The sequence below is a fragment of the Agrobacterium deltaense RV3 genome, assembly GCF_900013505.1.
Classification (GTDB): Bacteria; Pseudomonadota; Alphaproteobacteria; order Rhizobiales; family Rhizobiaceae; genus Agrobacterium; species Agrobacterium leguminum.
This window is the reverse complement of sequence record NZ_LT009746.1, coordinates 331,327-343,406: the sequence shown is the minus strand read 5'-3', so window position 1 is coordinate 343,406 and position 12,080 is coordinate 331,327. Positions and strand designations below refer to the sequence as shown.

Annotated in this window: 13 protein-coding genes; 7 read left to right on the top strand and 6 right to left on the bottom strand. The window is 60.5% G+C overall.

Translation table 11 applies throughout. The annotated features are described in order from the left end of the window. Positions 1-42: 42 nt before the first annotated feature. The 4 genes from AGR7B_RS15935 to AGR7B_RS15920 all read right to left on the bottom strand — a co-directional run bounded on the left by AGR7B_RS15935 (position 43) and on the right by AGR7B_RS15920 (position 4,222). Positions 43-1,071 carry an ABC transporter ATP-binding protein gene (locus tag AGR7B_RS15935; RefSeq protein ID WP_078052528.1) on the bottom strand — a complete coding sequence of 343 codons (1,029 nt, stop codon included), beginning with the start codon at positions 1,069-1,071 and terminating at the stop codon, positions 43-45. Between the two features lie 10 nt (positions 1,072-1,081). After that, positions 1,082-1,915, bottom strand: a complete 834-nt coding sequence (locus tag AGR7B_RS15930; protein WP_078052529.1) for a carbohydrate ABC transporter permease — start codon at positions 1,913-1,915, stop codon at positions 1,082-1,084. Continuing rightward, positions 1,912-2,892: a carbohydrate ABC transporter permease gene (locus AGR7B_RS15925; protein WP_080857285.1), complete on the bottom strand. Its 981-nt coding sequence runs from the start codon at positions 2,890-2,892 to the stop codon at positions 1,912-1,914. The genes AGR7B_RS15930 and AGR7B_RS15925 overlap by 4 nt, the downstream gene beginning before the upstream one ends. 64 nt (positions 2,893-2,956) lie before the next feature. Further along, positions 2,957-4,222, bottom strand: coding sequence for an ABC transporter substrate-binding protein (locus tag AGR7B_RS15920; RefSeq protein ID WP_080857284.1), 1,266 nt, complete (start codon positions 4,220-4,222; stop codon positions 2,957-2,959). Between the two features lie 269 nt (positions 4,223-4,491). Here AGR7B_RS15920 and AGR7B_RS15915 point away from each other — a divergent pair, with 269 nt between their 5' ends. The 3 genes from AGR7B_RS15915 to AGR7B_RS15905 all read left to right on the top strand — a co-directional run bounded on the left by AGR7B_RS15915 (position 4,492) and on the right by AGR7B_RS15905 (position 6,319). Continuing rightward, positions 4,492-5,505, top strand: coding sequence for a substrate-binding domain-containing protein (locus tag AGR7B_RS15915; protein ID WP_065656296.1), 1,014 nt, complete (start codon positions 4,492-4,494; stop codon positions 5,503-5,505). 174 nt (positions 5,506-5,679) lie between these two features. Further along, complete coding sequence (locus AGR7B_RS15910; protein ID WP_003523793.1) at positions 5,680-5,877, top strand: hypothetical protein; 198 nt, start codon at positions 5,680-5,682, stop codon at positions 5,875-5,877. A gap of 127 nt (positions 5,878-6,004) precedes the next feature. Then, on the top strand, positions 6,005-6,319 hold the full coding sequence (locus tag AGR7B_RS15905) for a hypothetical protein (protein WP_245317749.1): 315 nt from the start codon (positions 6,005-6,007) through the stop codon (positions 6,317-6,319). On the opposite strand, the gene AGR7B_RS15900 is transcribed toward AGR7B_RS15905, so the two are convergent. Further along, positions 6,269-6,850, bottom strand: coding sequence for a DNA-3-methyladenine glycosylase (locus AGR7B_RS15900; RefSeq protein WP_080857283.1), 582 nt, complete (start codon positions 6,848-6,850; stop codon positions 6,269-6,271). The genes AGR7B_RS15905 and AGR7B_RS15900 overlap by 51 nt on opposite strands. Before the next feature lie 97 nt (positions 6,851-6,947). Between AGR7B_RS15900 and AGR7B_RS25950 the strand changes: the two genes are divergently transcribed. From AGR7B_RS25950 to AGR7B_RS15880, 4 genes are all read left to right on the top strand, one after another. Further along, entirely contained in the window at positions 6,948-7,331 is a 384-nt protein-coding gene (locus AGR7B_RS25950; protein WP_065656293.1) for a hypothetical protein, read from the top strand. After that, on the top strand, positions 7,328-8,113 hold the full coding sequence (locus AGR7B_RS15890; RefSeq protein ID WP_080857282.1) for an SDR family oxidoreductase: 786 nt from the start codon (positions 7,328-7,330) through the stop codon (positions 8,111-8,113). The genes AGR7B_RS25950 and AGR7B_RS15890 overlap by 4 nt, the downstream gene beginning before the upstream one ends. A gap of 175 nt (positions 8,114-8,288) precedes the next feature. After that, positions 8,289-9,344: a L,D-transpeptidase family protein gene (locus AGR7B_RS15885; RefSeq protein ID WP_162934173.1), complete on the top strand. Its 1,056-nt coding sequence runs from the start codon at positions 8,289-8,291 to the stop codon at positions 9,342-9,344. A gap of 19 nt (positions 9,345-9,363) precedes the next feature. After that, positions 9,364-10,149, top strand: coding sequence for a L,D-transpeptidase (locus AGR7B_RS15880; protein ID WP_020811492.1), 786 nt, complete (start codon positions 9,364-9,366; stop codon positions 10,147-10,149). Between the two features lie 94 nt (positions 10,150-10,243). Here AGR7B_RS15880 and AGR7B_RS15875 read toward each other — a convergent pair whose 3' ends face one another. Further along, positions 10,244-12,064 (bottom strand): methyl-accepting chemotaxis protein, encoded by a 1,821-nt coding sequence (locus tag AGR7B_RS15875; protein ID WP_080857281.1) that lies wholly within the window; start codon positions 12,062-12,064, stop codon positions 10,244-10,246. Positions 12,065-12,080: the final 16 nt, after the last annotated feature.

Below are 12,080 nucleotides of genomic sequence, written 5' to 3'. Positions count from 1 at the left end.
TGAAAGCCGGGACCTTGGGTGAGCCCGGCGAAAGTTGAATGTTCAGGCGGCACCCCGGGCAGGGTTGCGGGCAAGCGCCCGGCCGTCTGCGTCGAAACGATGTATCTGCGCCGCATCCGGCGCAATGGCGATGCGTTCACCGGCCGTGCGGCCGGTCACGCCCTCTTCACGAACGACGACGGGTTCACCCGCGCCGATCTCGACATAGATATAGCTGTCCGATCCCAGCATTTCCGAATGCACGATCTCGCCGCTCCAGCCGCTGCCATCGGTGGCGATGGTGATGTGTTCGGGGCGGATGCCGATGGTTTTCGCCCCTTCGGCCTCCGCATATTTGCCGGTGAGGAAGTTCATCTTCGGTGAGCCGATGAAGCCGGCGACGAAGGTGTTGACCGGGCTTTCGTAAAGCTCCAGCGGCGTGCCGATCTGCTCGACCCTGCCGTCCCGCAAAACGCAGATACGGTCGGCGAGTGTCATCGCCTCCACCTGGTCGTGGGTGACGTAGATCATCGTCGTGTCATGCATCGAGCGATGCAGCTTGGCGATTTCCAGACGCGTGGCAACGCGCAATGCCGCATCGAGGTTGGAGAGCGGCTCGTCGAACAGGAAGACCTTCGGATCGCGCACGATGGCGCGGCCGATGGCGACACGCTGGCGCTGGCCGCCGGAAAGCTGCTTCGGCAGACGTTCCAGATAGGGTGTGAGCTGCAGCATCTCGGCCGCCGCTTCCACGCGTTTCCTGCGCTGTTCCTTGTCCGCGCCTGACAGTTTCATGCCGAAGGCCATGTTCTCGAACACGGTCATGTGCGGATAAAGCGCATAGGACTGGAAGACCATGGCGACGCCACGCTTGGCGGGCGGCAGGCGGTTCACCGTCTCGCCATCGAAGGAGAGCGTGCCACTGGTAATTTCCTCCAGCCCGCAGATGAGGCGCAGCAGCGTGGACTTGCCGCAGCCGGAAGGGCCGACGAAGACCATGAATTCGCCGGAGCGGATATCCATGTCGATGCCCTTGATGACATCGAAGGCGCCGAAGGATTTGCGAAGATCGCGCAGTTGAATGGTGGTCATTTGGTTTCTCCTAGCCTTTGACGCCGCCGGCGGTGAGGCCGGAGATGATGCGTCGCTGGAAGATCAGAACGAGGACGACGAGGGGTGCTGTGACGATGACGGACGCTGCCATGATCGTTCCCCATGGAATTTCGAACTGCGAGCCGCCCGACAAAAGCGCGATGGCGACAGGCACCGTGCGCTGCTCGTTCGATGAGGTGAAGGTGAGCGCGAAGAGGAACTCATTCCACGCCGCGATGAAGGCGAGAAGCCCTGTGGTAACAAGCGCCGGCCACATCAGCGGCATGAATACCTGGGTGATGATAACCCACGGCGTTGCACCATCGACAATCGCCGCTTCCTCGATCTCGATCGGCAGGTCGCGCATGAAGGTTGTCAGCACCCAGACCGTGAAGGGCAGGGTGAAGATCATGTAGGAAAAGATCAGCGCCAAGGGCGTGTTGAAGATTCCAGCCCAGCGGATCAGTTCGAACAGGCCGGCGAGAACGGCGATCTGCGGGAACATCGAAACCGACAGGATGGTAAGCAGAAGCAGCGCGCGGCCACGGAAGCGGACGCGGGCGAGAGCATAGGAGGCCGTTACCGCAAGAAACAGCGATAGCACGACAACCGAAGATGCAACGAACAGCGAATTGCCGAGATTGCGCAGAAACGTGCCGTTGCCGATGACGAAGCTGTAATTGGTCAGCGAGAAGTCACGCGGCCAATAATTGACCTGGAACAGCGCCGAGCCGGATTTCAGGCTCGTCAGGATCGCGTAATAAAACGGGAATACCGAAATCACCATTATGATGGCGACCAGCGCATAAAAAGCGGTGGTTTTCAGGATGCTTGGCAGGGTCATCGCGCGGCTCCATCGGTGTTGACGCGCCCGAGCCACATATAGATGACCGTGATCGAGGCGATGATGAGGAACAGCATGGTTGAGGCGGCGGCGCCATAGGAGAACTTGTCGAAATCGAACAGGTTCTCACGCGCCAGCACCGACATGGTGCGAGTCTGGGCGTTGTTGGGCGTCAGGATATAGATGAGATCGAAGACGCGCATCGCATCCAGCATGCGGAAGATGACGGCGACCATGAGGGCCGGGCGGATCATCGGCAAAGTGACGCGGAAGAACACCTTGATGGGATGAATGCCATCCACCTTTGCCGCCTCATACATGTCCTTCGGCACCATCTGTAGACCGGCGAGGATGAGCAGCGCCATGAAGGGCGTGGTCTTCCAGATATCGACGATCAGCACGGCGATCATCGCGGTTTCGGGATTGGCCGTCCAGGCGATCTTGTTGGAGATCAGCCCGAGATTGAGGAACAGGTCGTTCAATATGCCGAACTGGTCGTTCAGCATCCACGCCCACATCTGCGCCGAAACGATGGTGGGAATGGCCCAGGGCACGAGGATCGCGGCGCGCACGAGGCCGCGTCCCTTGAATTCGGCATTCAGTACCAGTGCGACGATGAGGCCGAGCACGGTTTCGAAGCTGACGGAAAGGATGGTGAATTTGAGCGTGTTGAGAACCGCGCCCCACCATGCGGGATCGGCAAGCAGGCCGCGATAGATGGTGCGGCCGCTGCTGAGCGTGATCCAGGCGAGGTAGTTCTTGAGGCCGACGAACTGCGCCCCGTCGAGATTGGTAAGCGAGGCGTCGGTGAGGCTGAACCACACGGTGCGCACCAGCGGCCAGCCCGCCACCAGCGACAGCACCATAAATGTAGGGGCAAGAAACAGCCAGGCGGATTTCAGTCTTTCCGACTGCAGGTCAGAGCCGGTGCCGGCGTCGGATGCCGCGACCGGTCTTTGAAGGGCGATGTCGTTCATGGGGATATCTCGCGGTTGGGGCGCGGGAGACGATCAGTCAAGACCGCCTCCCGCGCGGGGCGGATTACCAGCCGTTGCCTTTGAGATCGGTCAGTTCAACCTCGAGAAGTTCGAGATTTTCCGCTGCCGTGCCGTTGCCGGAGAGCGTGTTGTGCACGGCGCCCCAGAACTTGGCGGAAACCTCGTTATATTTCACCTTGGCCGAGGCGGAAGGACGCGGAACGGCGGTCTGGAAGATCGGCTTCCATGTCGGCATGAAGGGCTGCGCAGCAGCGACATCCTTGTCGTCGTAAAGGGATGCGATGGTCGGCATGTTGGAAAGCTGGATCGCGCGCATCTTCTGGGTGTCTTTTGATGCCAGGAATTTCACGAGCTGAATGGCCGCTTCCTGATCGTCGGAATATTTCGAAACGGCGAGATTCCAGCCGCCAAGTGTCGAAGCAGGGGCTTCGCCTTCCGCGCCCGCCGGCAGCGGGGTGACGCCGAACTTGCCCTTGATGGCGCTGTCGTCGCCATTACCCAGTGCATAGGCGTAGGGCCAGTTGCGCATGAAGACGGAATTGCCGGTCTGCCAGACGCCGCGCGCTTCCTCTTCCTTATAAGCGAGCACGCCCTGCGGCGCGATGGTGCCGACCCAGCCCTTGGCGGTTTCGATGGCGGCTGCGGCCTTCTCATTGTTGATGGAGATATCGCCGTTGGTCTCGACAATATGGCCGCCGCCGGCGGAAGCGATCCATTCCAGCGCGTTGCAGGTCAGGCCTTCATAGGCGCTGCCCTGGAAAACGAAGCCCCAGAGGTCCTTCTGGCCTGCCTCGCGCTCCTTGTCCTGGATTTCCTTGGCGGTCTCGCTCAGTTCCTTCCAGGTCTTCGGCGGCTGCTTGCCGTATTTTTCCAGAAGGTCCTTGCGATAGAAAAGCGCCGGCGCGTCGGTGAACATCGGCATGGCGACGAGCTTGCCGTCAACCGTCTGCGAGGCGACGATGGAAGGGAAATGATCGCCGATGACATCCTTCGTCGCTGCGGTCAGATCCACGAACTGGTCGGCCAGCTGCGGCGCCCAGATCACGTCCGTCTGGTAGACGTCGACATCCTTGTTGCCGGCGGCAAGCCACAGCCGGTACTGGCTGAACTGTTCGCTGGACGATGACGGCATGGTGACGAGATTGACCTTGTGACCGGTCTCTTTCTCGAAGGCGGCGATCCGTTCGCGGAAGAACGCGACGTTCTTGCCTGTCGAATTGGCGGCGATGGAAAGCTCGGCCGCCTCAGCCGAAACAGCGGCGGAAAACGCCGCTCCGCACAGGAACAAAGTCTTCATGGAAATATTCATTGTCAAACTCCTCCGTTGACGCTTCCGATTGTCCTCAAAATTGAAAGCGCTTTTGACCGACGCGAGGCTCTCAAAAGCCGAGCAATCTGTCAATACTCTTTCTAATCCCCCGGAAATCGGCCGTTTTCGCCTGCAATTTTTCGGCGTTTGCCTTTGGGAATGATCAACTGTAAGGTTTCAGGTGGAGGAAAATTGAAATCGTTTTCAATTTTTGTCGGCTTGAAAAATCCGCGGCGGCGACGCATGCAGGGGCAAATTGGCAAAAAATTATGAAGCTCAAGGAATTCGCAGAGAAAGTCGGGCTCTCGCCCACCACCGTCAGCCGGGCGCTGGGCGGCTACCCCGAGGTGCGCGAGGAAACGCGCCAGCGGGTGATGGAGGCTGCGCTGAAATATGGCTACCGGCCGAATGCCAATGCTGTCAGGCTGGCGACGGGCAGGGCGGGCGCCATCGGTGTCGTCATGGGCCGTTCGGGCGGCGGGCACTTCTTCTCCGAATTCATGGGCGGCATGGCGACGCGTCTGGAACGGGAGGAGACCGATATTCTCGTCAGCGTTACCGTCGATAATAATCTCGATGAGGAACTGGCGATTTTCAGCCGGCTGGCGGCGAGCGGCCGGGTGGATGGCATCATCGTGCATTCGCCGCGTCCGGAAGATGAACGCATCGCGCTGCTCAACCGGTTGGGCGTGCCCTTCATCGTGCATGGTCGCTCAAAGACGCCGTTCGAACATGCCTGGCTCGATATCGACAATCACGATGTGACCTATCGTCCGACGATCCATTTTCTGGAGCGCGGACACAGGCGCATCGCCCTTATCAATGGTCCGGTCGGCCGCACCTTTGTGCAGGACCGCGAGCAGGGTTTTCGCGAGGCGCTGGCCACGCACGGCATTACGCCGGATCCGCGTTTCATGATGAATGAGCACTTCAGCGAGGAGACGGCCTTTCGTTTCGCCCGCTCGCTGCTGGAACAGACGCCGCGCCCGACGGCCTTTGTGGCGGGTGCGATGATGACGGCGCAGGGTGTCTATCGCGCCGCGACGCAGATGGGGCTGACGATCGGCAAGGATGTCTCCGTCATCGCCCATGACGACGTGTTTCCTTATCTTACGCCGGAAAGCATGATGCCGCCGCTTTCCACCACCCGCTCGCCCATGCGCATGGCGGGCATGCGGGTGACGGACCTGCTTTTGCAGATCATCGGCGGCCGTCCCGTCCGCGAGGTTCAGGAATTGTGGCCGGTCGAACTCATCTTGCGGGAATCCGTCGGCCCCGCCTGAACTTGTCGCCATAGCTCACTGATTCCACTCCATTTTGTGAACGTCAGTTGATAACGTTCGCCTTTCGTCATCTATACGTCCGCGCCGTCTCATGTATAATCGGAACAGTCACGGGCGTTATGGAACAGGACCCGGGCCGGCGCGTTGAGGGGACGTGTCTAAGGAGGTGGACGGATGTTTGAATTTTTAAAACCGCAACAGCAGACTGTGATCGATGATGTCGAGGCGACCGGCACCTATGCCGATGCGCTGCTCAACGTTCCGAGCCCGGAACTAAACCGTTCGACCGCCCGCGAGCATGGTCACGAGGCTCACTCCCGCGACTATTGCGAAAATCGAGATATTTCCCGCAGCGCCCTCGGTTTCGCCTGAGCCATTTCAAAAACATTCCTAAAAAAACGGAACGGACAGGCCGTGCCCGCGTTTTCCTGGACGACCCGCAGGGCGGCGCAACCGGACCGAAAGGACCTGACCGGCATTTGACCGGTGGGCGAATTGGGTGTTGCGCCGCCTGATTGACGACAGCGCAAAGGCGCTGTCGCACGAGATAAAAACGCAGCTTGTGCCCATCGTGGCCAAGCGTGTTTATCAGGAGGCCGCGATGCCAGCCGTTCCCGTCGAACCCTATCCCGAACCGCCGATGCCCGTGCCGCCGCAGCCGGATATCCCGCCGGTGGAAGAACCGGAACCCGACCGGTTGCCGGACGAGGTGCCGACACCCAATCCCGACGAAAATGACGGGCCGCCGAAGGTGCTGCGCCTGTCAGGTCTCTCCGTTCTCGAATTTCTTGCTGACGAAAGCCGAGCCCTTTAGGCCGAAGCGCCACGGATATTCCGTCGCGCGGCTGATGCCGATTCGTCTGCCGCTGGTGACGGCTGCGGCTTCTTTCGGCAACCGCAGCAAAAACGGCGCTGCGTTCAGTGGCGCGCCGTCCATTTCCCCCGTAATCGCCAGCGCCTGACAGAGCCTGCCCGGGCCTGAGCAGAGAAGTTTTGGCTTGTCAGTTCCCCGTCGCAGTTTCATCAAGTCTATGCCGGTCAGGGGTTCGATGGCGCGCAGAAGTACGGCGGAACCCGGGGCGCAGACAAAGTTGGCGCACCAGTGAATACCATAGGACCGGTAGACATAAAGACGGCCGGCCGGGCCGAACATTGCCCTGTTGCGCGGGGTCTGCCCGTTAAAACTGTGGGATGCCGGGTCGTCCGGATGATAGGCTTCGGTCTCCACGATGATGCCGCCGGTATTGCCGATGCGGAACTCCGCGCCAATGAGGGCGCGGGCCACATCCAGCGCGTCGCGCAGGAAAAAACTCTCCTGGATTTCCGGGCCAAAGGCCTGATTCATCTGGAACCCTTCCGCTCTGCCGTCGTTTGGAATTCAGGTTCTAACCGTTTTCCAGCATCGGACTCGTACCGGTGCTTTCCAAGCCGGAGGGCATGTCATGCAACTTTCGACGACCTATGTAAAACGCAATAACGGGGTTATCTCAATCGAGTTCGTCGGCAACGACGGCGATCAGGTCTCGGTTCGCCTTGCCGACGGTCTTGAAGGGATCGACGATGCCGAGGCCATCAAACGGGCGAGCGCGGTGATGGTGCAACTGACCGCGTTCGGAACGCGCCATGGGGCAGATGCGCCTTCGCAATTTTCCGCTCTAGGTACGGCGCAGGATGAAGCTCCGCACGGACAGGCGAGCGCCCGCACATCGAAGGATCGCGACATTCTGGAGGAAGAGTTGGAAGAGGGGCTGGAGGACAGCTTTCCGGCGAGTGATCCCGTCTCGGCGACGGTCACATCCATTGCTTCCCGAAAAGGAGGGCAATGACATTGACCGTTCGCAAAGTTGCTCTGGTAACCGGCGCTGGCTCCGGCATTGGGCGCGCCGCCGCTCGTCATCTGTCGGCGCAGGGTTTCGCGGTCGGTCTGTTGGGCCGCACCGAATCGGAATTGAACGATGTGGCCCGGGAAATAGGTGCCGCATCCGGTTCTTCGAAGGTGCTCGTCGCCGATGTGGCGGATGAAGCGGCGATGCCTCACGCGGTCGCAGCGCTGGTTGAGAATTTCGGCCGGCTTGATGTCGTGGTGGCCAATGCCGGCGTCAACGGCGTCTGGGCGCCCATCGATGAGCTGAAACCGTCCGAATGGGACGATACGATCCGCATCAACCTGCGCGGCACCTATCTCACCGTCCACGTCAGCGTGCCGCATCTGAAAGCGGCCGGTGGCGGGTCCATCGTCATCATTTCGTCGATCAATGGCACCCGCACCTTCACATCGCCCGGTGCCACGGCCTATTCCGTGACGAAGGCCGGGCAATTCGCCATGGCGCAACAACTGGCGCTGGAACTGGGGCGTCACCGTATCCGCGTCAATGCGGTGTGTCCGGGCGAAATCGAAACGGCAATCGATGAAAATACCGATATACGCGGGCGGGAAAAAACGGAGGTTCCAGTTCGTTTTCCGGCTGGGGATATTCCGGTAACCGGCGGCGTGGCCGGGACGAGCGACGATGTCGCCGCGCTGATCGGTTTCCTGGCGTCGGATGCGTCCCGCCACATTACCGGCACGCCGGTATGGATCGATGGGGGCCAGGGGCTGCTGCGATAATCGCGGCTCGCACTTTCATTGGCCACCCCATCACGGGCTTGTGTCCTTATGATTAACGAATGGGTAACGTCTGTTCACGAGACTTTGTCCATGAGCGAGGTTGCCGTGTTGTGGCCACCTTCGATAGCTAAGCGTCTGCCGGAAAGGCGGGCAAATCAGGCGGGCAGAACGATCCATGGGCATGCAGGCATGGCTGGATTTCGCGGTTGCGGGGTTGCGGCAGAAGGTAAGGGCAGGGGCAAGAATGGCCGCGATCGTTGCGATCGGTGGCGGCCTTGCCGCGTGCACTTCCATGGGGCTCGACAGTGTCAAGAAAGACCCGCCGAAACTGTCGTCCAAGATGATGGCGCAGATGTCGGCCAAGAGCATGCGCCCGGAAAGCCCGGTTCTCGTTCGCATTTTCAAGCAGGAAAGCGAGCTTGAGGTCTGGAAGGTCGACAAGACCGGAAATTACGCCTTGCTCAAGGCCTATCCCATGTGCCGCTGGTCCGGAAAGCTCGGCCCCAAGATGAAGATGGGCGACCGGCAGGCGCCGGAAGGGTTTTATCACGTCTCGGCCGGCATGTTGAACCCGAATTCACAATATTACGTCTCCTTCAATCTCGGTTATCCCAACCGGCTGGAATCGGCGCTCGGTTACACCGGTGAGGCGTTGATGGTGCATGGCGCCTGCTCCTCTTCCGGCTGTTACGCCATGACCGACCAGCAGGTCGGCGAGATCTACGCCATCGTGGCGCGGGCACTTCAGGGCGGGCAGGACCGCTTTCAGGTACAGGCCTATCCCTTCCGCATGAGCGCCCGGAATATGGTGGCGCATCGGGACGACCCCAATATGCCGTTCTGGAAGACGCTGAAGGAAGGCTATGACTATTTCGAGGTGACGCGCCGCCAGCCCAAGGTTTCCGTCTGCGGCCGTCGTTATGTCTTCAACAGTGAATTTGCCGAAGGCGAACCTGCCGATCCGCTGGCGGCTTGCCCGCCGGCCATCAACCAGCAGGATCCGCTGGTGGCTTCGAAACTGGCCCAAGAGCAACAAAAATTTGCCGCCGCCATGAGTGAGGGAACTTCCAGCCCGCTCAGCGCGTATGTAGACGGCGGCATGCATCCGAGCTTCCGGGCCATTTTGAAATCGAACGGCGCCAAGGCCATGGCATCGCAGGTTTCCGGCACGAAGTACCCTATCAGCCGCCCAGAGGCGGCGCTGGCAGATCCCTTTGCCGGCGTGAGATGACGTAAATGAGGTTTTTCAATTGAACGAGACGACGACGACCCGGCGGGGTTTCCTGCTTGGAGCAGGTGGACTGGCGCTTGCCGGCCTTGCGGGCTGCAACACAACTGCGCGTGAGGCCGCCCGGCCTGCAGCACCCGCGGACGACCCGATGTATGCCCTGATGTACGGTCCCAAGCCGGACGAGCAGTTCCCGCTGCCGGAAATCCCCTACAAGCGGATTCCGCGTCAGTTCCTGCGGCAGATGGTGGCGAACCCGACGGGTGAACGCCCCGGCGTCATCGTCGTCGATACAGCCAATCATTTCCTCTATCTCACCTATGAGAACAATCAGGCCATGCGTTATGGCGTCGGCCTCGGCCGCGCGGGCTTTGAATGGGCCGGTCGCGGTGTCATTCAGTACAAGCGGCAATGGCCGCGCTGGACGCCGCCCGATGAGATGATTGCGCGCCAGCCGGAACTGGAACCCTATAGCAGCCGCAACGGCGGCATGGAGCCGGGGCTCAAGAACCCCCTCGGTGCGCGTGCGCTCTATATCTTCAAGGATGGCAAGGACACGATCTACCGCCTGCATGGCTCGCCGGAATGGTGGACCATCGGCAAGTCGGTATCCTCCGGCTGCGTGCGCCTGCTCAACCAGGATATCATCGACCTTTACAACCGTGTGCCCGATGGCACGCCGATCGTGGTGACGGCGCTCGGCCCCGCACAGCAGGGCGTGCCGATCGGCCAGGAAGGTGTGCCTGTGGCGCAATATGGTAACGGCGTGATCGGCGACGGCCTCTCGCAACCGATGCAGACTTATTGATCGCTGGAGTTCCACCCACGGCGGAGGCTCGCCGTGGGTGCGTGCTGGCTGATTTCCTGCATCTGGCGGAGATATCCGCGCCTCGTCGCAGACATCAAGCTACTCGGCGTGGCTGATCCTGACTGCCGGCCGTTTCCATTTCCAGGCGGAAGCGCGACACCAGGGCACGCAACTTTGCTGTTTCCGAGGCAAGCGTGGCTGACGCGGCGGTGGATTGCTCCACCATGGCCGCATTTTGCTGGGTGGCGTGATCCATGGAGTTCACCGCCGCGTTGATTTCGGACAGACCGGTCGATTGCTCGGTGGCCGATGTGGCGATGGCATTCATATGGCGGTCGATGCCGGCGATGCGTTCACTGATATCCTTCAGTGCTGTGCCGGTATCGAGAACCAGCTTCACGCCGCTCTCGACCTCCACGGACGATTGCCGAATATGGTCACGGATTTCGCTTGCGGCCTTTGCCGAGCGCTGGGCGAGATCACGCACCTCCTGTGCAACAACCGCAAAGCCCTTGCCGCTCTCGCCGGCGCGGGCAGCCTCAACCCCGGCATTCAGCGCCAGAAGATTGGTCTGGAAGGCGATTTCGTCAATGACGCCGATGATGCCGGTGATCTGCCGCGACGAGGCCTCGATACGGCGCATCGCTTCCTCGGCATGGCTTACCACCTCCACCGATTTCAGGGCGCTATGGTTGGCATCGGTGGCAGCGAGCCGCGCTTCTGCGGCCCGCTTGTTGGCATTCGAGACATTGACGGTGATTTCATCGAGCGCCGCTGCCGTCTGCTCAAGGGAAACGGCTTGATTTTCGGTGCGGCGGGAAAGATCGCCGGCACCTGCGGCGATTTCCCGGCTGCTGCCGTCGATTGTGCCTATCCCGTCGGAAATGGCAAAAAGGGTCTCGGCCAATTGCCGGACCGAGGTGTTGAAATCATGACGCAGGGCCTCGAATTGTGGGGCGAAGGCGTCATTCAACTGGAAGGCCAGATCACCGGAGGCGAGCCGCTTGAGGCCGGCCGCAAGGCCGGAGGTTGCGATGCGCAGCCTTTCCGAAGCGTCTTCTTCCGCCTGCCGCCGCGTTGCTTCCTGATCGGCTTCCGCCTGCCTGCGGGCCGCCGCTGCCTGCTCCTCTAGTGCCCGGTTGGCGATGGCGGCCTGTCGGAAAATCTCGACAGCGCTGGACATGGAGCCGATCTCGTCCTTGCGGTCCGTGCCTGAGGGCGGTTGAGACGTATCGCCGCCCGCCAGCGTCTCCATATTTTTCGACAATTGCAGGATGGGACGGATAATCGATTTGCGGGTGAGCAGAAAAAGCCCGGTGGAGAAAAGCGCCGCCAGAACCAGAAGTCCCTGTAAGGCGAGGTTGATTGCCGCCTTGGTCTTTTCACTTTCGGCCGATGCAGTGTCGGAAAGCGCCTGAATCTGGTCGCCAGCCGCTTCCATCGCTTTTTCAAGCGCGGAGAATTGCTGCATGAATTCCGGCATCAGCTTGATGGCCTCTTCGGGGCTGGATTCGGCAAGTCCGACCACCGCGTTGGCGGCATCAATATAGGCGAGAAGCGGCTTTTCGACCCCGTCTATGACGGCTTTGACATTCGTGTCTGATGACAGTGACTTGTTTGCCTCGATCACTTCGCGAAAACTGGCTTCGTGTTCGGCAAGATCGGCCTTAACGGCCTTGAGGTCGAGGTCCATTCTGGCATCGGCGGAAAGAATGGCGGCAAGCACGTCTGACCGCAGCGCGTCATGCATCATGTCCGCCTGCATGTGGTTGCGAAGCACGTCCGCCGAAAGCGCCACATATTCGCTGTTACGGTTCAACGTCTCCGCCGCCCATATGCCGACACCCGCGGCGCTGCCGGTGATGGAAAAGATTGCAATGCCTGCCAATATTATCTTTTTTTGAATCGAGGCCATATGAGCGTTCCCACGC